We start from the raw sequence: 20,643 nt of genomic DNA, 5'->3' as shown, positions 1-20,643 counted from the left end.
AGCCTCAGCCCTTGGCCTTGGTCAGCGCCTGGTCGAGCAGGGTGATCGCCAGGTCGATCTCTTCGTAGCTGATGTCCAGCGACGGCGCGAAGGTGATCACGTTCTTGTACCAGCCACCCACGTCGAGCACGAGGCCCATGCGCTTGCCGTCGTGCAGGAGGTCACCGGCCAGGCCGATGTCGACCATGCGGTCCAGCAGTTCCTTGTTCGGGGTGTAGCCGTCGGCCTGGCAGATTTCGGCGCGCAGGGCCAGGCCCAGGCCGTCGACGTCGCCGATTTCCGGGTGGCGCTTCTGCAGTCCACGCAGGCCGTCGAGGAAGTACGCGCCCTTTTCCGGTACGGTGCGCTCGTAGTCCATTTCCTTGCCCAGCTTCAACACTTCCAGGCCCAGGCGGGTGCCCAGCGGGTTGGAGTTGAAGGTGGAGTGGGTGGAACCCGGCGGGAACACGGTCGGGTTGATCAGCTCTTCGCGTGCCCACAGGCCCGACAGCGGGTTCAGGCCGTTGGTCAGCGCCTTGCCGAACACCAGCACGTCCGGGGTCACGCCGAAATGCTCGATCGACCACAGCTTGCCGGTACGCCAGAAGCCCATCTGGATCTCATCGACCACCATCAGGATGCCGTACTTGTCCAGCACGCGCTTGAGGCCGGTGAAGAAGTTGCGCGGCGGAATGACGTAGCCGCCGGTGCCCTGGATCGGCTCGACGTAGAACGCGGCGTACTCGGCCTGGCCGACCTTGGGGTCCCACACGCCGTTGTACTCGCTTTCGAAAAGGCGCTCGAACTGCCACACGCAGTGGTCGGAATACTCGTCCGGGGTCATGCCCTTCGGGCGACGGAAGGGGTACGGGAACGGGATGAACATCGCGCGCTCGCCGAAGTGGCCGTAGCGGCGGCGGTAGCGGTAGCTGGAGGTGATCGACGAGGCACCCAGGGTGCGGCCGTGGTAGCCGCCTTCGAAGGCGAACATCAGGCTCTTGCCGCCGCGCGCGTTGCGCACGATCTTCAGCGAGTCTTCAATGGCCTGCGCGCCGCCGACATTGAAATGCACGCGACCGTCGAGGCCGAACTTTTCGTGCATGTCCACGGCAATGGTCTTGGCCAGCTGCACGCGGGTCGGATGCAGGTATTGGCTGGCGACCTGCGGCAGGGTGTCGATCTGGTCCTTCAGCGCGTCATTCAGGCGCTTGTTGCTGTAGCCGAAGTTGCAGGCCGAGTACCACATCTGCAGATCGAGGTAGGGCACGCCCGCACCGTCGAACATGTAGCTGCCTTCGCCGCGCTGGAAGATCTTCGGCGGGTCGACGTAGTGGACGGTATCGCCGAAGGAGCTGTAGCGGGCTTCGTCGGCCAGCAGCTGCGCGTCGGAGGCAGCGGCGTCGGCGTTCTTGTCAAAAATGTTCATGCAGTTCGGTTCCGTGAAGGACGTTCGAAAGGGGCGACGGGGGAGCGTGCTTGGAGGGAGTACTCAGGCGGTGGCCAGCAGCGGGGGCAGTGCGGCGGGCTGCGGGCGGGCGTCGATGCGACGTGGCTGCAGCAGGCTGCCATCGAGCAGGCGCGGCAACAGTGCGACTGCATCGTGGAAGGTGTCGATGGCGGCATGCTCGATGCCGGCATTCGTGCAATGGGTAATCAGGCGGCGCTTGGCGAACACGAAGTCGGCGTCTTCGGACACGCAGAAATCCGAGCTGCCGTCACCGATCATCAGCACGCGCGGTGCTTCGTTGGCGCGCGCCTGCGCGGCGCAGGTGCACTTGCAGGTGCCACTGCGGCAGCCTTCGGCCTGGTAGGGCGACTCCAGTTCCCAATGGTCTTCGCACCAGCGCAGGTGGTTGGCCACCACCGGCAGCTGCGATAGGCCGTGGTTGGCCAGGATGCGGTGGATCGCATAGTCCAGGCCGTCACTGACGATGCGCAGCGGCAGGCCCAGCTGTTCGGCACGGCTGACAAAGGCGGCGAAGCCCGGGTCGATCTGTACCTGGTCCAGGTGCGCGTCGAGCGTGGCCGGGTCCAGCTTCAGCAGCCGCACCTGGCCCTGCATGCATTCACGCGAGCCGATCTTTCCCGCTTTCCACTGGTCTTCCAGTTCCTGCCAGCCCGGCTGGCCGTACTTTTCCAGCAGCGAGTCGATGACATCTTCGAGGCTGATGGTGCCGTCGAAGTCACACAGGATGCTCCAGTGCATGGGCAGGTCCGTCGATGAAAGAAACGCCCGGCCCGGTGCCGGGGCAGGCTCAATGTAGGCAGGCCGCCTTTCTCGTTCCTTTCCTGTTGAAAGGCTCTTCTGACAGGCTGGGAAAACGTTCAGGAAGGTGCACGGGTGAATGCGCGGAGGGCAGGCCACGCGTGCACGTTCGGGTCAGGCGCGGGCCAGGACCTGCAGTATTTCGGCAGTCTCTTCGCGGGTCTGCCAGGCGCTGTTGCCAAGGGTCAGCATGCGTGCGGCGAAGTCGCGTGCATTGGGCATGTCGTCCTGCGGCACGATGCCGCGCAGGTACGCGTAGCCGGGCAGGGCATGGATGAACATGCGGCTGGCGCCGAGACCACGTGGCCACAGGTCCTTCAGTACGGCATCGCGGGCGCGCTGGCTGGGCAGCAGCAGCATCAGCAGTGGCCAGGTGCCACCGCTGCCGGCGAGGCCGTCGACCACCTCAACGGCTGGCAGCTGTGCCAGCTGCACGCGCAGCTGCAACGCACGCAGGCGACCGGCCTGCAGGAACGCCGGCAAGCGCCGCGCGGCATGCGCGCCGATGTTCTGCCGCCAGTGGCTGACCCGGTGCTGCGGTATATCAAGCGGGAAAATGTCACCGACCGCTTCTTCCAGATCGTCGCGTTGAAGCGCACTGCGCAATGGATTGCCATACACCAGCGACAGCAGCGAAGGGCGATAGCAGGCAGCAAGGCCGATCAACTGCACGCTGCGCAGCAGCTCCCAGCGCAGGCTGGAGCGAACGTGCTGGACGGCATGTTCGGCCAGCGCGGCACGCAGTTCGTCATCGCGGCTGACCAGCAGGCCGCCTTCGTGCAGGCTCAGGCCCTTGCCGGCGGCCAGGCTGAAGAATCCGATATCGCCGCGCAGGCCGACACTGGTGTTGCCAACGCGTGCGCCGAGCGCCTGCGCGGCATCCTCGATCACCCAGGCGCCGGCGCCGCGCGCAACCTCGCAGGCCAGCTCGACATCGGCGATGCGCCCGCCCAGGTGAGTGGGCAGGATCGCCAGCGTGCGTGCATCGGCCAGGCGCTTGAGCTGGCCAGGGTCGAAATCGAAGTGGCCATGACGGGTGTCGCACAATTGCACGCGCAGGCCCAGGCTGTGCACCGCGATCGGCACCAGCGGGCAGGTATAGGCCGGCATGATCACGGTGTCGCGCCTTGGCGCGCGCTTGCGCAGCGTACGCAGCGCGATCAGCAGTGCGTGCGTGCCGGAACAGGTCAGCTGCAGTGGCGGTGTGCCGAGCTGGCTGGCCAGGACTTCGCGCAGGTCGCCACCACCGGGCAGGAAATCGCTGGCCTGAATCGGCAGGCCAGCGGTAGGTGGCAGTTCGCGCGCGAACAGGCTCATCGCAGCCCACTCACGACGCGCTTTCGGCGGGACTGTGCGGGTCGTCCGCTTCAGCGCGGCCGAGGCAGACGATGCCGGCCACGATCAGTACCGCACCGAGCAGATGGTGCAGGGTCAGTGGCTCGTTCAACAGCCACGCCGACAGCAGCAGCACGCTGATCACTTCCAGGTGCGAGGCCGCGAACGCCGGGCCGATCGGCGCATGGCGCAGCAGGCTCATCCAGGTGAAGAACGCACCCACGTAGCCGAGGATGGCGCCATACACCCACGGCTGCGACAGCACGCGCAGCAGCCAGGCGGTGTTGGCCTCGACCGGCAGCGCGGCGTCACCGGCGTACTTGAAGCACAGCTGGGCCAGCGTGTCGAAGGCCATCAGCAGCGGGAAACCGATCACATACAGGCGCCTCATGAGCCGGCCCCCACCACCGCCACGCCCGCGGTGACCAGCAGCATGCCGGTCACCCGCAGCGGCGTGAGCTTCTCGCGGAACAGGAAACGACCGGCGATCATCAACGCAACGATGTTGATCGAGCCCAGCAGCACGCCCTTGGACAGCGGCACCAGCGACAGGAACGCAATCCAGGCCACGAACTCGAGCACGTAGCAGGCGATGCCGATCCACAGCCAGGGGCGGCTGAGCATGTGTTTCCAGCGTTGCAGTCCTTCGCCTTCCTGCGGATCGCTGGCGGCGGCCTTGAAGGCGAGCTGGCCACCGGTATCGAGTACCACATTGGCCAGCCACAGCAGGGTGGCGAGTGCCCCCATCTCAGGCCACCGCCTTGAGCACGCCCGTGCGTTCACCGATCTCGGTGAAAAAGCGCGCGCTGCGACGGATCACATCGCGGCGTTCGCGATCGATGGTGATCATGTGGTAGCTGTCTTCCAGCACCACCAGTTCCTTCGGGCCGCTGACCCGCGACATCACCAGCTCAGCGTTGCCCATGCTGGCCACATCGTCTTCGCGGGCGTGCATCACCAGGCACGGTGCGGTGACCTGGTGCAGGTGGCGGCGGGTCCAGTTGCTCAGCGCACGCATCTCGGCCAGCGCATGCCAGGGATTGCCCGGCAGGCCGGCGGCGGCGCTGTCGCCGGACAGCATGGCGGCGCTGACCTGCGCGCGCAGGCGCTCGTCGCGCAGGCCGTACGGCGGTTCTTCCATGAACATGCGGTCGCGGCCGATGTTGAAGCGCTTGAACCACGGCAGCAGGAACGAGAAGCGGGCCACGGCGGGAATGTTCCAGCCGTCGTAACGGAAAGTGGCGCCGTACACGCCCACGCCGGACACCCACTCCGGGCGACGTGCCGCCAACGCCAGCGAGAGTACCGCGCCCATCGACAGGCCACCCACGAACAGCTGGTCGACCTTGCCGCGCAGGGCGGCCGCCGCATCTTCCACGCCCTGGTACCACTGTTCCCAGGTGGTCGCCAGCAGGTCATCCACGGTGCCGCAATGGCCGGGCAGCTGCACGCCGTGCACCGTGAAGCCGGCATTGTTCAAGCCCTTGCCCAGCATGCGCATTTCCGCCGGGGTGCCGGTCAGGCCATGGACCAGCAGCACGCCCTGGGGGCCACCGGGGAGGAAGAAGTCGTGCGATTCGGTCACCTGGCGGCTCCGGGACGGCAGTGGGGATGGCAGGATCGCAAGCGCGATTTTCACCAGCCTTTCAGCGCGCCGGGCCGGGTCAGGGGGCCTTCAGCAGCGGCAGCGTGATGGCGACCTTGAGCCCCCCGCCCGGGCGGTTGAGGAAGCTCAGGCGGCCGCCGAAGTGCTCTACCGCCTCGTGCGCGATGGCCAGGCCGAGGCCGGTGCCGCTGGCAGCGGTGCCCGGCGCCCGGAAGAAGCGCTCGCCCAGCCGTGGCATCACGTCGTCGGGCACGCCGGGGCCGTTGTCTTCCACATAGAGTTCGACATCATTGTCGTCCAGCGCGTGCACGCCCACCGTGACGGTCGCATTGCGGCCGGCATAACGCAGGGCGTTGTCGATCAGGTTGTCCAGCGCCTCCTGCAGCATGGCGCCGTTGCCGAGCACACGCAGCGGATGGGGGCTGCCGCGGTAGCCGAGGTCGATGCCATCGCGGATCGCCTCCGGCACGCGCATGCCAACCCACTGCGGCACCAGCTCGCACAGGTCCAGTGCTTCCACGGTATCGGGCACGGTCTGCGCCCGGCTCAGCGCCAGCAGCTGGGTGCTGACCCGGGCAGTGCGCTGGTTGAGCCGGCGGATGTGCTGCAGCGCCTCGCGCACCGTATCGGGGTCACCGTGTGCCAGCGCCTGGTCCACGTGCAGGGCCATGCCCGCCAGCGGCGAACGCAGCTGGTGCGCGGCATCGGCAATGAAGCGGTTCTGCAGGGTGATCATTTCCGCCTGGCGGGCAAACAGATCGTCGATGGTGCTGATCAGTGGCTGGATCTCCTCCGGTACGTCGGCGTCGGAGATCGGTGCCAGTTCGCCACGGCGCTGCGCCAGGCGGGTCCTCAGCGGCGTGAGGATGCGCAGGCCGTAGGTCACGCCGAACCAGACCAGTGCTGCGGTGCCCAGCGCCAGCATGGTCATCAGCGGGATGATGATCATCAGGATCTCGCGCGCCCGCTGTCGGCGGTCGGCCATGCTCTCGGCCACGGTCACCGCCAGCTGGTCCTGCGGATCGTTCATCGCCTGCGTGCAGACCGTGGCCATGCGCACCTGCTGGCCATTGAGGTTGCCGTCGTACAGCGCCGGATGCACGCCGGTGCAGTCCTGAGAAGGGGCATACGGGCTGAAGTCGGCATTGCCGCTGAGCGTACCCATGCGGCTGCTGTCGACGTTGAAGTAGCGATGGCCGTCGGGGTCGTACTCGATCAGGAAGCGCGCCTGCGGCGACAGGTCGCTGGTCACCGGCATGGTGCTCAGCATCTGCGCGAACGAATGCGTGTCGTCGATCAGGTTGCGGTCGTGGATGCGGTTGGAATAGTCCAGCGCAACGTAGTAGGCCAGGATCGTGTTGAAGGTGAGCAGACCCAGCATCGGCAGCGCCAGGAAGGCGAGCAGGCGCCGGCGCAGGCTGGGCGGTCCACTGATCACGGGGTGCTGTCGTCCTGCACGTCTTCCAGCATGTAGCCCAGCCCGCGCACGGTGCGGATGCCCATGCCGCCGGGCTGCAGCTTGCGGCGCAGGCGGTGCAGGGCGATGTCCAGACCGTTGTCGGTCAGGTCCTGGCCCCAGTCGCACAGCGCTTCCACCAACTGCGCGCGTGACACGATGCGCTCGGCGCGCACTGCCAGTGCCGACAGCAGGCCGAACTCGCGTGCGGTCAGTTCCAGCGACTGGTCGTCGATCCACACCCGATGCCCGGCCAGGTCGATGCGAAGGCGGCCGATGCGCAGGTCCGGGTTGCCATTGCTGGTGACCCGGCGCAGCTGGGCGCGCACGCGCGCTTCGAACTCGTCCAGCGCGAACGGCTTGACCAGGTAGTCATCGGCACCCAGGTCGAGCACACGCACGCGCTCGGCCAGGCCGTCACGGGCGGTCACCACCAGCACTGCGAGGCCATCACCGCGCTGGCGCAGGCGCTGCAGCACGTCGCGGCCATCCAGCTGCGGCAGCCCCAGGTCCAGTACCAGCAGCGCGTACTGCGTCGAGCCCAGTGCAGCATCGGCGTGCGCACCGTTGTCGACGTGGTCGACCACGTGCCCCTGCCGGCGCAGCGAGGCGCACAGGCCGGAGGCGATATCCGGGTCGTCTTCAGCAATCAGAACGCGCATGCGCGGGGCTCCTGTAACGGTCAGGCCCACCGGATGGACGGGGTGGGCCTCTCGGCTGCCGAGGGTAGCCGCAAACCGGCTGCAGGTGGAGCGCGCCGGCACCTCCCGGCACCGTCGCGCTGTCCCTCCATTCAGTCCTGCAGGCCCGGCTCACCCAGCGCCAGCGGCACCCGCGAACCATCCAGCAGGCCACGGCTGAGCTTGCCACCCTCGATGAACAGCAGTTCGCCGTTCTCGCCGTTCTTGATGCTGCTGTCGATGGCGATCACGCGGTCGCCGTGGAAGCTGCTGACGTGCGGCATCGAGGTATGGCCAACCACGATGCGCTTGAGCTGCAGGCGGTCGAGCACAGCCTGCACACCCGCGGTGTCGAGGCGGCCATCGAAATAGCCGCGGTACCAGATCGGGCTGGTCTTGCCGTCATACAGCGGTGCGGTGGCCGGGTCGGCCTTCACTTCGGCCTTGGGCAGGCCCAGCGAGGCCTGGTAGGCCGCGTTGGTGCGTGCCGGGTCCAGCGCCAGCTGCACCGCCTCGGGCGAGATGCCGCCGTGCAGGAACAGGGTATCGCCGATCTTCAGCAGCACCGGGCGGGTGCGCAGCCACTGGCCGATCACCGAGTCGGCGCCATACAGTTGCGGGTAGCTGCGGCCGAGCAGCTGGGCGCTGCGCAGGTATTTCGGGTTGACGTAGCGCAGGTCGTCGTACAGCACCATGGTCTCGTGGTTGCCGAGCACGAAGTGCACCGCGCCGCCGGCGGCGGCCGCCTGCTGCTGCAGGCCATACAGCAGCCAGAAGGCTTCGGTTACCTGCGGGCCGCGGTCGAACACATCGCCGGCGATGACCAGGGTGTCCTTGCCCAGCGCCCAGCGGTCCTGTGCGTCGATGACCTTGTGGGCACGCAGCAGGCGCACCAGCAGCCCGTACTGGCCGTGGATGTCGGACAGCGCCACGATGCGCGGCACGGCCGGCAGCACGGAGACCGAAGGTGCATTCGGGGCGGCCACGTGCACGCTGTGTTCGTAGCCGCAACGCGGGGCGATGTCGGCGCCTGCGGCCTGCGTGGCAAGTGTGTGCGACTCGACCTTGTCGTCGCAGATCCAACTGGCCTGCAGCTGGTTGCCCTGGCGGAACACATAGGGGCCATCGGCCTGCACGTGGTCGGCGGGCGCGGCAACCTCACGGGCCTGCGTGGTTGCTGTGGCGCAGGCCAGCAGCGGCAACAGCAGGGCGGTCAGCAGGGAAGGGCGACAGCGCGACATCGGCGGCATCCAGCGGCGGAAACATCCGATGCTAACCGGCGCGGGCGTCCGTCGGTGTGCGCGAATGGGCGGATCAGGTGTCGCGCCCGTCGCCCTTGAGCTTGCGCACGCGGGTGGCAGTGGGCTGAAGCGGCTGGCCATCGCGCCCGCGCGGCTGCATGTAGGGCAGCGGCCGCCGCGTCGCCAATTCGATCAGCTGCGAATGGGCTTCGCCTGCACCGAAGCGATGGCGCTCCCCCCACTGGCGCAGTGCGACCAGCAGCGGGAACAGTTCCAGGCCTGCGGCGGTGAGCACGTACTCCTGGTAGGCCGATCCATCGGAGGCTGGCTGCAGCTGCAGGATGCCGGCCTCGACCAGCCGGCGCAGGCGGTCGCTGAGGATGTTGCGCGCCGCGCCGAGGCTGCGCTGGAAATCACCGAAGCGGGTGATGCCGTCGAAGGCGTCGCGGATCACCAGCAATGCCCAGCGGTCACCGAGCAGGTCGGCACTGCGGGCTACAGGGCAGGGGCTGTCGGCGTGCATGCTGGGTATCTCCGAATGTGGTTGCAGTTTAAAACCAATGGCGATAGCCTGCATCTGGTTTCAAATTGCAACCATATGGTGAGTGCCACATCGCTTCCCCGCCCGCTGCTGGTCCTGCTTGCGGCTGCCGCCGGCGCCAGCGTCGCCAACGTCTACTACGCGCAGCCGCTGCTGGATCAGCTTGCACGCGCCTTTGCGATGGACCGGGCCGTGGCCGGCGCAGTGCTGGCTGCCACCCAGGCCGGCAGCGTGCTGGCGTTGCTTGGCCTGCTGCCGCTGGCGGACTGCGGCGACCGGCGACGCCTGCTGCGGCTGCAGTTGATCGCGCTGGTGCTGGCCCTGTTGTGGCTGGCGGCGTCACGCACGGCGAGCTGGCTGTTGTCGGGCATGCTGCTGGCAGGCCTGTTGGGCACCGCGCTGACCCAGGGCCTGATTGCCTATACCGCCATGCTGGCACCGCCCGAGCAGCGCGGTCGCGTGGTCGGTGTGGTGCAGGGCGGCGTGTTCATCGGCCTGCTGCTGGCGCGCGTGGTGTCCGGTACGGTGGCGGCGGCCTTTGGCTGGCAGAGGGTCTACCTGCTGTCAGCGGTGGTGATGGCAGCGTTGGCGGCGCTGCTGTGGCGGCGCCTGCCCGCAGTACCGGTGCCGTCGGTCCCTCCACGCTGGCGCGAGCTGCTGGGCTCGATGCAGGGCATGCTGCGCCGCGATCGAACGCTGCGCGAGCGCGGGCCGCTGGCATTGCTGCTGTTTGCCGGCCTCAATGTGTTCTGGGCGGCGGCACCCTTGCCGCTGTCGGCACCGCCGCTGCACTGGTCAACCGCAGCCATCGGCGCGCTCGGCCTGGCCGGCGTGGTCGGTGCGCTGATGGCGGCGCGGGTCGGACACTGGATGGACCGTGGTTTCGCGCATCGGGTCAGCCTCGGCGCGCTGTTGTTGATGCTGGTCGCGTGGTGGCCGCTGCTGGGCCTGCCGCATTCGCTGTCCTTGCTGTTGCTGGGTGTGGTCGTGCTCGACCTGGGCGGCCAGGCACTGCATGTCTCGAACCAGGCATCGTTGCTGCGTGCACCGGCAGAACAGCATGGGCGCCTGGTGGCGTTGTACATGCTGTTCTATGCGGTGGGCAGCGGTGCGGGAGCGGCGGCGGGGCCTTGGATGCAGGTGCGGCATGGCTGGCCCGCTGTGTGCCTGCTGGGGGCAGGCATCGCGTTGCTGGCGCTGCTGTGGTGGGCAGCATGGCGGGTGGGGGCGGTGAAAGCAGCGGCTGGCGCGCGAACCGGTAGAGTCGACTGTTAGTCGACTGCTCTTCGTTCCGACGGCGAAAAATCCCGCGCTGCGCGCGATAGTCGACCAGCGGTCGACTCTACCTGTCCTGCCGTCATCGCCGCAGTGCACGCCGCCCCGGGGCTTCCTGCAGGTCCGCGCTGGCGACCACCACGCGGTTGCGGCCGCTGCGCTTGGCCTCGTACATCGCGGCGTCGGCACGTGCCATCAACCGCTCGTAGTCCGGATGACCATCGTGACCGGCCACGCCGATGCTGGCGGTCAGCTCCAGCACCTGGCCATTGGCCAGCGCAACGGGCGATTGCGCGATCTGCCGGCGCAGGCTCTCGGCGATCACGGTCGCCTGTGATTCGCTGGCCGCCACCAGCACCACCACGAATTCTTCGCCGCCATAGCGGAACAGGTAGTCGCTGCCACGCGTGAGCTGGCCGAGCAGGCCGGCCACGTGCTGCAACGCACGGTCGCCGGCATCGTGGCCATGGCCGTCGTTGATTGCCTTGAAATGATCTAGGTCGAGCAGCAGCAGCGAGAACGGTGTGCGGTTGCGCGTGGCCAGCTCGATTTCCCGGCGCAGCACGGTGGGCAGGAAGCGACGGTTGAGCAGGTTGGTCAGCGCGTCGCTGCCGGCATCCAGTTCGCCGATGCGCTCGAACAGCAGCGTCATCAGGGTGCGGATGGCGGCCAGGTCCTCGCGGATGGCCGGCAGCACCGCCAGTCGCTGCGCCGGAGCATCGCCACTCGCGCGCTGCAGGTGGCCGTCAATGCGGGCCATCAACTGGCCCACCTGCTGCGTTTCGCTGCTTTCGCCGAAGCTGGGGATGCCCTTGTGGGTGAACCACAGGCCGAACTCCGAGGTGGCCAGGCTGGCGTTGTCGCTGGCCTGCACGTGGCCGGCGAGGGCGTAGAGCAGGGCGTTCTCCCAGTCCAGCAGCAATGCGCGCTGGCGCTCGCGTTCGGTACCGACGTTCTGTACCAGCGAGAACAGCCGGTAGGCGGCGTCGGCACGGGTGGAGCGCTCGCGCGCATGGGTGTAGGCCAGGGTCATGCCTTCCATGGCGATGTCCATGATCGCGCTGAGGCAGGCGATGGCGGCGAACGCGGTCGCGCTGTCGGGCGCGTCGTCGCGCAGGCGCACGAACAGCTCGTGCTTGAGCACGCGCGCACCGCGCGTCACCAGGTCGACCGGGATGCCGACCCGTGCGTGTACGTCGCCGATCACCCGCTGCGAGGCGACCGTGGTGGCGATGCCAGCGGTGTCGGTGGTCAGCAGCTGTACCAGCCAGCGCTGCATGGCCGGCTGCAGGCGCTGCTTGACCTGGTCGTGGGACAGGAAGCGGCGTGCGCGCTCGTCCTGCAGCAGCACTTCGTAAAAGCGCTGGGCCAGCGCGGGTGGGGCATCGGAGGCAGCGGCCTTGAGCAGCGCGGTGGCGGCAGGGCCGGCCTGTAGCAGGCATTGCTGCCAGGCCTCGGCCAGCGGCTGGCTGGCATCGTCCAGTTGGGGTGGTTCCACGTCGATCTCTGACTGCGTACGGCAAACCACGGGTATCGGCCGCGGCGGCATACGGTTGATGGCGGGGTAGCCCGCCAGTTTACGCGCGGTGCAGGCTTGCACGGTGCGCAAAGCACATCGACGCCGCTGCGGCAATGAGTGAACGCATTTGAGAATCACTCGCATTGATGGGAGAATGCGCGCACGGAGCGGGCTGCAGGTGCCTGCAGGACGGCTCCGCCTCCCCCCTCGTCGTTGCCTCAAGCCCTTTGCCAGAGGCCCCGCAGCCCTGCCAGAAGGTCCTGATCATGTCTCCTGCCGTTGTCCATTCACCGCGCCCGCTGGCGCTTGCCGTCGCCGCCCTGCTGGCGGGCAGCGCCTTGACCGCCCAGGCCGAAACCGACGCCACCGATATCGACACGGTGCACGTCACCGCCTCGCAGATCGCGCGCCAGGCACTGGGTACCTCGACCATCACCGCCGAGGATATCGCCCGGCGGCCGCCAGCCAACGACATCGCCGAGCTGTTGCGGACCATGCCGGGCGTCAACCTGACCGGCAACAGCGCCTCGGGCCAGTACGGCAACAACCGCCAGATCGACCTGCGTGGCATGGGCCCGGAAAACACCCTGATCCTGGTCGATGGCAAGCGCATCGGCGCACGCGATGCCGTGCGCATGGGGCGCAGCGGCGAGCGCAATACCCGCGGTGACACCAACTGGGTGCCGGCGGAAATGATCGAGCGCATCGAAGTGCTGCGCGGCCCGGCGGCGGCACGCTATGGCTCCGGTGCCTCCGGCGGCGTGGTCAACATCATCACCAAGCGCCCGACCGGCGACCTGACCGGTGCGGTGGACCTGTATGGGCTGGTGCCCGAACACAGCGCCGAAGGTGGCAGCGAACGCGTCGGCCTGCAGCTGAGTGGGCCGATGACCGACACCCTGTCGTTCCGCCTGTACGGCAATCTCAACAAGACCGACGCGGACTCGCTGGAGCTCAACCGCCAGTACGCTACCAACCCCAACGCGGTGCCGCCGGCCGGCCGCGAGGGCGTCAAGAACCGCGATGTCAACGCGCTGCTGCGCTGGGACGTGACCGCCAACCAGGTGGTGGAGTTCGAAGCCGGCACCAGCCGCCAGGGCAACATCTACGCTGGTGATCGCGCGGTCAGCACCACCGGTACCTCGACCGGCGTTGACCTGGCGGCACTGGCCGAGGGCGAAGCGGAGACCAACCGCATGTACCGCAACACCGGCGCGATCACCCATCGTGGCCGCTGGGGCGACGTGACCTCGCGGGTGACAGCTGCGGTGGAGGCGGTGAACAACTCACGCATCAACGAAGGCCTGGCCGGTGGCCCGGAAGGCAGCTTCAACGGCACCGACTGGTCGACCTCGCGACTGCGCAACTACCAGCTGGACGGCGAAGTGAGCTTCCCGACCACGCTGGGTGGTGCCGAGAACATCTGGACGCTTGGCTTTGAATACCTGGACAGCCGCCTGACCGACCCGTACTCGATGAGCCAGTCCAGCAGCAGCGGCGGCGGCATCCCGGGGCTGTCGGCCGATCGTGCGCGGGGCAAGGCCGATGCGCAGACCACCGCCGTGTTCGTCGAAGACAACATCTACCTGGGTGAGCGCTGGATCGTTACCCCGGGCCTGCGCTTCGACCACCACAGCCAGTTCGGCAACAACACCAGCCCCAGCCTCAACGCGCAGTTCCGCATCAACGGCGACTGGGTGGTGAAGGGCGGCATCGCCCGGGCGTTCAAGGCGCCGAACCTGTACCAGTCGAATCCGGACTATCTGTATTACACCCGTGGCAATGGCTGCCCGAATGCACTGCCGAGCCTGGGCGCCGGCTGCTACATGCGCGGCAATGCGGACCTGAAGGCGGAAACCAGCCTGAACAAGGAACTCGGCATCGAGTGGGCACCGCAGAGCGGCTGGCAGGCCTCGTTGACGTACTTCCATAACGACTACAAGGACAAGATCCAGGCCGGCTACACCCAGATCGGCCTGACTGCCGACACCAGGGGCCGCATCTTCCGCTGGGAGAACGCGCCGAAGGCGATCGTGCAGGGGCTGGAAGGCAACCTGGTGATCCCGCTGCTGGGCGAGCAGGGCAACCGCCTGAAGTGGAGCAACAACTTCACCTACATGGTGGAGAACGAGAACAAGCGCACCGGCCAGCCGCTGTCGGTGATTCCAAAGTACACCGTCAACACGATGCTGGACTGGCAGGCCACCGACAAGCTGTCGCTGCTGCTGACCGGCACGTTCTACGGCAAGCAGAAGCCGGCCACCACCAACATCAACAATGATCCGCGCTGCACCGGCAGCTGCGACCCATCGATCGCACTGCAGGATCGCGGTGCGTACAACATCTGGGGCGTGAGCGCGCGCTACAGGGTGACCGAGACGGTCAGCTTCGGCTTCGGCGTGAACAACCTGGCCGACAAGCGCCTGTTCCGCGAGGCCAACAGCAGCGATGCCGGCGCGGCGACCTACAACGAGCCGGGCCGCGCGTACTGGGCCAGCCTGCGCTTCGGGTTCTGACCCGATGAGGCCTGCGCCGGGGCGTTCCCCGGCGCAGCCTGAAGGCTACTTCACCTGCCGGCAATCGCGCAGGTGGACGCCACCGGTGTCCATCTTGTCGACCACGCCTTCCAGTTTCACCCAGTCGTTCTCGCGCAGGGTGGCGCCCAGCGCCATCTGGTCCGGCGCAAGCGCACAGTGCACGGTGAAGTTGGCATTGTTGTCGTCGTTCGACTGGCGTCCGCCGATGCCACCGATGCCCTTCATCTTGGTGACCAGATAGCCCACCTCGAAGGTCTTGGCAAAGCGGTTGGGCTGGGCGGTGTAGACCTGGCCATCGATGATGAAACGACGGCCGAAATACTTGACGAGCAACGGCTGGTACATCGCATCGGTATCCGGCGGGGTGCTGGTGCCGGAGAACAGCGCCCTGAGCGGTGCGGTGTTGATTTCCCGCTGCAGCCGCTTGGCGTCCTTGCCCATTTCGGTGGACATGCCGACCGCAGTGGCCTGGATCGGCTTGTCGAAACCGCTGGAGACACGCACGGCTTCCGCGATCGCCTCGCCTTCGGGGCCGGTCTTGAGCTTGTCCAGCCAGCCACACAGCGCGCTGCGTGCGTCCTCTTCCTTGGCGGTCTGCCCGCGTGACAGCTTGGTGCCGACCACCACGTTGCCGCCATTGGAGGCGGTGATGATGCTGACCAGCGGCATCTTGGTGTCGGTCTGCAGCACGTACATCTGGCCTTCGGTCTCGGTGATGACATCACCGCTGACGAAGTTGTTGCCTTCGTCGAGTGCCGCCTTGCGCAGCTGGCCCAGCGCACTGCGGGGCTTCAGGCCGGGAAGGGTGACCTCGGAGGTGAAGAACTGGCCATTGCGGGGGTCGCCTACCGCCTGGAAGTTCTGCTGGCAGGTCTTGGCCGAGGCGCTTGCGGCCGTGCCAAGCGCGCAGGCCACGGCGACGGCGACCCAGGGGGTCTTGGTAGTCCACATGTTCCGGATTCCTTGTGCTTGGGTGTCCATTGCGGGCAGCAACGCCGAAGCGATCCGGCTGCCCGTTCCCCATCCAGAGGGGATGTGGTCATCATAGTGTGGCCCGGCACGGGCGCAAGCTGCGGCGAGCCGCGACGTGCAGTCTGCAATGTTATAAACACCGTGATAGTTTCCCCACGGCCGCCGGCGTAGCCTGCCTCCATCGCAAAGGAGCTGTTGCCATGGGCCACGACCACGATCACCTGCCATCCGAGATCCGCCACGAGAAACCCTTGTGGTGGGCGCTCGGCCTGACCTCCACCTTCCTCGTCGTCGAAGTGGTGGGCGCGTTCTGGACCAACAGCCTGGCGCTGTTGTCCGACGCGGCACACATGGCCACCGACGCGCTGGCCCTGATGATCGCGCTGGTCGCGGTGCGGCTGAGCCGGCGCCCGCCGGATGCGCGTCGCACCTACGGCTATGCGCGCCTGGAAGCGCTGGGCGCAATGATCAACGGCGCGATGCTGTTCGTGGTTGCCGGCTACATCCTGTGGGAAGCCGTCGGGCGCTTCAGCAAGCCGCAGGAGATCGCCTCCACCGGCATGCTGGTGATCGCCTCGGCCGGCCTGGTCATCAACCTGATCTCGATGCGCCTGCTGCAGGCCGGCAGCGGCGAGAGCCTCAACGTGAAGGGCGCCTACCTGGAAGTGTGGGCGGACATGCTCGGCTCGGTGGCGGTGATTGCGGGTGCGGTGCTGATCCAGTTCACCGGCTGGAAGCCGATCGATCCGATCCTGGCGGTGCTGATCGGCCTGTGGGTGTTGCCGCGCACCTGGGTGCTGATGCGCGAGGCGATCAACGTGCTGCTGGAAGGCGTGCCCAAGGGCATGGACGTGGCCAAGGTGCGCGACAGCCTGTCCAGCCATGCCGCGGTAATGGACGTGCATGACCTGCACGTGTGGGCGCTGGCCTCCAGCACGCCGGCGCTGACCGCGCATGTCGTGATGCGCGATGGCACCGATGCCGACGCGCTGCGCCGCGAGCTGGGAGCGCGCCTGCACGATGACTTCGGCATCGAGCACGTGACGCTGCAGATCGAAGCGGACCACTGCGGCGAGGCCTGTGGTGAACCGGCGCCGGCCAAGGGCGGTGAGCACGAGGCCCATGAAGGCCATGACCACGGCGAGGACGCGCAGGGCCATCGCGGTCACGTGCATCGCTGATCGAAGATGACGCTCGTGCCGGGAGATGCCCGGCGCAGCTATTCGTCCCGACGTGAAGCCAGCCGATCCGCCAGCCGGGTCGGCTCCGGCAGCCGGTAACCGCGCAGGGTGCGCTGCACCCAGTCCAGCGCGGTATCGGCACTGACCCGATGGCCGCCGGCCACGAACAGCGGCTTGCAGCGCACCTTGCTGCGCAGCACCCAGCCGAGCTGCTCGTCACCGTCCATCAATGGCGTATGCGCGCCTGCTTCGGCACCTGGTTCGACGAACCGGCCCACCAGTTTCGACTTGGCCACGCCGATGCTCGGCAGGTCGGTGACCACGCCCAGATGCGCGGCCACGCCCAGTCTGCGCGGATGGCTGATGCCGTGGCCATCGACGAACACCAGATCCGGCGCCCGCGGCAGCAGTGCCAGCGCGGCCAACAACGCTGGCAGCTCGCGGAAGCTGAGCAGGCCGGGAATGTACGGCATCACCGTGGGAATGCGCGCTATTTCCTGCGCCACGGGCTGCAATGTCTTCGCATCCAGCAGGACCGCTGCGGCGCGGGTGGTGGCACCGTTGTCCTCAAAGCCCACATCCAGCCCGGCAAGCCAGCGCACGTCGTTGGGCAGGCGGTCCTGGCGCTCCACGCGGCTGGCAAGCTGGGTCTGCTGCGCGCGGGCAGCGGCGACGCTGCCTTCCCAGCGCCCGGGGTCGATCACCGTGTTCATTGGCTGGAGCATCGCATGCGCGGCGCCACGGCCCGGTGAGCGGCAGCCGGGGCTACAATGGCGGCCTGCCTTTCCTCGCGTTGGAGACCCTGCAGTGACCCGTAAACTCGTACTGTTGCGCCATGGCCAGAGCCAGTGGAACCTGGACAACCGCTTCACCGGCTGGGTCGATGTCGACCTGACCGAGCAGGGGCGCCGGGAAGCGGCCGCCGCCGGTCGCCTCATGCGCGAGGAAGGCCTGCAGTTCGACGTCGCCCATACCTCCGTACTGAAGCGCGCCATCCACACCCTTCAGGGTGCGCTGGCCGAGCTGGAGCAGGACTGGCTGCCGGTGAACAAGTCCTGGCGCCTCAACGAGCGTCACTACGGCGGCCTGCAGGGCCTGGACAAGGCCGAGACCGCCGCCAAGCACGGCGAGGAGCAGGTCAAGGTGTGGCGCCGTTCGTACGACATCCCGCCGCCGCCGATGGAGCTGGAAGATCCGGGCCACCCGATCCATGACCGCCGCTACGCCGGCCTGGACCGCAACGCGCTGCCGGGCACCGAATCGCTGGCCACCACCCTGGATCGCGTGCTGCCGTACTGGCACGACGCGATCGCGCCGCAGCTGAAGGACGGCAAGACCGTGCTGGTCACCGCCCACGGCAACTCGCTGCGCGCGCTGTACAAGTACCTCAACAATGTCTCGCGCGAGGAAATCCTCGAGCTGAACATCCCGACCGGCATCCCGCTGCTGTTCGAACTGAACGACGACCTGACGGTGCAGTCGTTCCGCTACCTGGGCGACCCGGAAGCGGCGCGCAAGGCTGCTGAAGCCGTGGCCAACCAGGGCAAGGCGAAATAAGTAGATACCCACCGTTGGTGGGTATTCTTCTGCTGGGTGTGTGCGGACCAACGGTCCGCACACACCCGCTTGCGACCACGGGCGTTCCCCCTGTGACCTTTGGCCGGTCCCTGTCGTGGGCCTCCCCGGCTACCCTGTGAAATTACCCGCAGGAGAGCCTCATGAACGTCCGCAACCTGGTCCCGCTGGGCCTGACCATCGCCATCGCTGCCTCGCTGGCGGCCTGTGGCAAGAACGAAACCGCACCGGCGGCCGGTGCCGACGCCAAACCGGCCTTCGACCTGTCGCAGATCAAGACGCCGCTGATCTCGCTCAACAGCGCCGACCTGGATCCGGCCATCTCGGCCTGTACCGACCTCAATGGCTTCGTCAACAGCAAGTGGCTGAAGGCCAACCCGGTGCCGGGTGACCAGACCACCTGGGGCAGCTTCGAGATCCTGCGCGAGCGCTCGCTGGAAGTGCAGCACGCGCTGGTGCAGCAGGCCGCCGCCAGCCAGGCCAAGGCCGGCTCGGTGGAAGCCAAGATCGGTGACATATGGAAGACCGGCAATGACGAAGCCAAGATCGAATCCGCCGGCCTCGCGCCGCTGCAGCCGCAGCTGGACAAGATCACCGCGCTGAACGATACCGCCGCCATCACCCAGTACCTGCGCGACAGCCAGGCCGAGGGCAAGGGCGTGCTGTTCTCGCTGTTTGCCAATGCTGATTACAAGGATTCGGCCAACGTCATCGCCTACGTCGGCCAGGGCGGCCTGGGCCTGCCGGAGAAGGGCTACTACTTCGACGATGCGCAGGCCAAGATCCGCGACGCCTACGTGGCCTACATCGCGCAGGTGCTGACTCTGTCCGGCGTGGACGCCGCGCAGGCCGCCGAGCAGGCCAAGGCCGTGATGGCCTTTGAGACCCGCCTGGCCAAGGCCTCGATGTCGCGCATCGAAATGCGTGACCCGGCCAAGCGCTACAACCCGCTCAGCGCCGCAGACGCCGACAAGCTGACCCCGAACTTCAGCTGGACCGCGCTGTTCGACACCCTGAAGGTGCCGGCCGCACAGAAGTTCTCGCTGGCCCAGCCGGGCTTCTTCGGTGAAATGGACAAGATGCTGGCCGATGTGCCGGCCAGCACCTGGCAGGCCTACCTGCGCTTCCACACCATAGACGACGCCTCGCCGTACCTGAGCAGCCAGTTCGAGAAGGCCAACTTCGAGTTCTATGGCAAGACCCTGCGCGGCCAGCAGGAAATGCAGCCGCGCTGGAAGCGCGTGCTGGAGTCGGTCAACGGTGGCATGGGTGAAGCCCTTGGCCAGCTGTACGTCGACGCCGTGTTCCCGGCCGAGTCGAAGGTGGCCATGCAGCACCTGGTGGAGAACCTGTCGCAGGCATTGAAGGCGCGTCTGGAGCAGCTGCCGTGGATGGGCGAGGAAACGAAGAAGAAGGCACTAGAAAAGTGGGCCAGCTTCACCCCGAAGATCGGTTACCCGGACAAGTGGCGTGACTGGGCGGGCCTGCAGACCAACGGCGACAGCTACCTGGGCAACATGCAGGCAGCGCGTGCGTTCAACTACCGCTACATGTTGGACAAGATCGGCAAGCCGGTGGACAAGACCGAGTGGGGCATGACCCCGCAGACGGTCAACGCCTACTACAACGCCACCAAGAACGAGATCGTGTTCCCGGCGGCGATCCTGCAGGCGCCGTTCTTCGACGCCAAGGCCGATCCGGCGCTGAACTACGGCGGCATCGGTGCGGTCATCGGCCACGAAATGATGCACGGCTACGACGACTCGGGCAGCCAGTTCGCCGCCAACGGCAATTTCGACAACTGGTGGACCGACGCCGACCGCAAGGCCTTCACCGAGCGTACCGACCAGCTGGTTGCACAGTTCGATGGCTACGAGTCGGTGCCGGGCGTGTTCGTGAAGGGCAAGCTGACCCTGGGCGAGAACATCGGCGACCTGGGTGGCCTGACCGTGGCCTACGACGCACTGCAGATGGCGCTGAAGGAAGACCCGAAGGCGAATGTGGAAGTGGATGGCCACAGCCAGGACCAGCGCTTCTTCATGAACTGGGCCACCGTGTGGCGCCGCAACTTCACCGACGGTGAGCTGCGCGTACGCCTGAACACCGACCCGCATGCGCCGGCCAACTTCCGAGCCAACGGTGCACCGTCGAACATGCCGTCCTTCGCTGCGGCGTTCCAGTGCAAGGCCGGCGACGCGATGGTGCGTGCCGACGACAAGCGCGTGGTGATCTGGTAACCGATCACCCGTGATGCGTGATGCGAAAGGCCCGGCGAACGCCGGGCCTTTTGTTTGCCGGCACGATGACACCGGATCGGTAGAGTCGACTGTTAGTCGACTATCGCGCGCAGCGCGGGATTTCTCGATCTGGACGAAGAGCAGTCGACTAACAGTCGACTCTACCGCCGGGTCGTTTCACGTGCCGGGAGTCGACCAACCGGTTCGACGGAATCCGCTTGGTAGAGTCGACCGTTGGTCGAC

Annotated in this window: 18 protein-coding genes; 5 read left to right on the top strand and 13 right to left on the bottom strand. The window is 67.2% G+C overall.

Annotated elements, in window-relative coordinates; all coding sequences use genetic code 11:
• Window positions 1-4 precede the first annotated feature (4 nt).
• The 10 genes from AC5P7E_RS09505 to AC5P7E_RS09460 all read right to left on the bottom strand — a co-directional run bounded on the left by AC5P7E_RS09505 (window position 5) and on the right by AC5P7E_RS09460 (window position 9,086).
• Window positions 5-1,405, bottom strand: coding sequence for an aspartate aminotransferase family protein (locus AC5P7E_RS09505; protein ID WP_005408663.1), 1,401 nt, complete (start codon window positions 1,403-1,405; stop codon window positions 5-7).
• Window positions 1,406-1,468: 63 nt separating this feature from the next.
• A complete protein-coding gene (locus AC5P7E_RS09500) occupies window positions 1,469-2,185 on the bottom strand; it encodes an MtnX-like HAD-IB family phosphatase (protein ID WP_005408664.1) in 717 nt (238 codons plus the stop codon).
• Window positions 2,186-2,359: 174 nt separating this feature from the next.
• Window positions 2,360-3,562, bottom strand: a complete 1,203-nt coding sequence (locus AC5P7E_RS09495; protein WP_043035540.1) for a DegT/DnrJ/EryC1/StrS family aminotransferase — start codon at window positions 3,560-3,562, stop codon at window positions 2,360-2,362.
• A 10-nt stretch (window positions 3,563-3,572) separates the two neighbouring features.
• The gene (locus tag AC5P7E_RS09490; RefSeq protein WP_005408666.1) at window positions 3,573-3,971 is read right to left on the bottom strand and encodes a DMT family transporter; all 399 of its coding nucleotides are present in this window, start codon (window positions 3,969-3,971) and stop codon (window positions 3,573-3,575) included.
• Complete coding sequence (locus AC5P7E_RS09485; RefSeq protein WP_012479558.1) at window positions 3,968-4,327, bottom strand: EamA family transporter; 360 nt, start codon at window positions 4,325-4,327, stop codon at window positions 3,968-3,970. Before AC5P7E_RS09485 ends, AC5P7E_RS09490 begins: the two co-directional genes overlap by 4 nt.
• 1 nt (window position 4,328) lies before the next feature.
• Window positions 4,329-5,165 carry an alpha/beta hydrolase gene (locus AC5P7E_RS09480; RefSeq protein ID WP_005412675.1) on the bottom strand — a complete coding sequence of 279 codons (837 nt, stop codon included), beginning with the start codon at window positions 5,163-5,165 and terminating at the stop codon, window positions 4,329-4,331.
• A 79-nt stretch (window positions 5,166-5,244) separates the two neighbouring features.
• A complete protein-coding gene (locus AC5P7E_RS09475; protein ID WP_005412674.1) occupies window positions 5,245-6,624 on the bottom strand; it encodes a sensor histidine kinase in 1,380 nt (459 codons plus the stop codon).
• Window positions 6,621-7,304, bottom strand: coding sequence for a response regulator (locus tag AC5P7E_RS09470; RefSeq protein ID WP_076739576.1), 684 nt, complete (start codon window positions 7,302-7,304; stop codon window positions 6,621-6,623). Before AC5P7E_RS09470 ends, AC5P7E_RS09475 begins: the two co-directional genes overlap by 4 nt.
• Before the next feature lie 131 nt (window positions 7,305-7,435).
• Entirely contained in the window at window positions 7,436-8,563 is a 1,128-nt protein-coding gene (locus AC5P7E_RS09465) for a metallophosphoesterase (RefSeq protein WP_062606839.1), read from the bottom strand.
• A gap of 73 nt (window positions 8,564-8,636) precedes the next feature.
• The gene (locus tag AC5P7E_RS09460) at window positions 8,637-9,086 is read right to left on the bottom strand and encodes a winged helix-turn-helix transcriptional regulator (protein ID WP_062606841.1); all 450 of its coding nucleotides are present in this window, start codon (window positions 9,084-9,086) and stop codon (window positions 8,637-8,639) included.
• A 75-nt stretch (window positions 9,087-9,161) separates the two neighbouring features.
• Here AC5P7E_RS09460 and AC5P7E_RS09455 point away from each other — a divergent pair, with 75 nt between their 5' ends.
• A complete protein-coding gene (locus AC5P7E_RS09455; protein ID WP_062606842.1) occupies window positions 9,162-10,379 on the top strand; it encodes an MFS transporter in 1,218 nt (405 codons plus the stop codon).
• Window positions 10,380-10,461: 82 nt separating this feature from the next.
• Here AC5P7E_RS09455 and AC5P7E_RS09450 read toward each other — a convergent pair whose 3' ends face one another.
• A complete protein-coding gene (locus AC5P7E_RS09450) occupies window positions 10,462-11,877 on the bottom strand; it encodes a GGDEF domain-containing protein (RefSeq protein WP_329761609.1) in 1,416 nt (471 codons plus the stop codon).
• A gap of 287 nt (window positions 11,878-12,164) precedes the next feature.
• Between AC5P7E_RS09450 and AC5P7E_RS09445 the strand changes: the two genes are divergently transcribed.
• Window positions 12,165-14,414 (top strand): TonB-dependent siderophore receptor, encoded by a 2,250-nt coding sequence (locus AC5P7E_RS09445; RefSeq protein WP_099524886.1) that lies wholly within the window; start codon window positions 12,165-12,167, stop codon window positions 14,412-14,414.
• A 45-nt stretch (window positions 14,415-14,459) separates the two neighbouring features.
• On the opposite strand, the gene AC5P7E_RS09440 is transcribed toward AC5P7E_RS09445, so the two are convergent.
• Window positions 14,460-15,386 (bottom strand): hypothetical protein, encoded by a 927-nt coding sequence (locus AC5P7E_RS09440; RefSeq protein ID WP_005408676.1) that lies wholly within the window; start codon window positions 15,384-15,386, stop codon window positions 14,460-14,462.
• Between the two features lie 221 nt (window positions 15,387-15,607).
• Between AC5P7E_RS09440 and AC5P7E_RS09435 the strand changes: the two genes are divergently transcribed.
• Window positions 15,608-16,588 carry a cation diffusion facilitator family transporter gene (locus tag AC5P7E_RS09435; protein WP_111173825.1) on the top strand — a complete coding sequence of 327 codons (981 nt, stop codon included), beginning with the start codon at window positions 15,608-15,610 and terminating at the stop codon, window positions 16,586-16,588.
• A gap of 38 nt (window positions 16,589-16,626) precedes the next feature.
• Here the strand turns inward: AC5P7E_RS09435 and nfi are convergent, their stop codons facing one another.
• A complete protein-coding gene (gene nfi / locus AC5P7E_RS09430; RefSeq protein WP_111193595.1) occupies window positions 16,627-17,301 on the bottom strand; it encodes a deoxyribonuclease V in 675 nt (224 codons plus the stop codon).
• 94 nt (window positions 17,302-17,395) lie between these two features.
• On the opposite strand from nfi, the gene gpmA reads away from it, so the two are divergent.
• Window positions 17,396-18,145, top strand: a complete 750-nt coding sequence (gene gpmA / locus AC5P7E_RS09425) for a 2,3-diphosphoglycerate-dependent phosphoglycerate mutase (RefSeq protein WP_005408679.1) — start codon at window positions 17,396-17,398, stop codon at window positions 18,143-18,145.
• A 161-nt stretch (window positions 18,146-18,306) separates the two neighbouring features.
• Window positions 18,307-20,400: a M13 family metallopeptidase gene (locus AC5P7E_RS09420; protein ID WP_005412666.1), complete on the top strand. Its 2,094-nt coding sequence runs from the start codon at window positions 18,307-18,309 to the stop codon at window positions 20,398-20,400.
• Window positions 20,401-20,643 lie beyond the last annotated feature (243 nt).

It is taken from the genome of Stenotrophomonas sp. YJH_SMC_25 (assembly GCF_059369595.1).
Note: the sequence above shows the minus strand (reverse complement) of the source record. Positions and strands in the feature narration are given on the sequence as shown.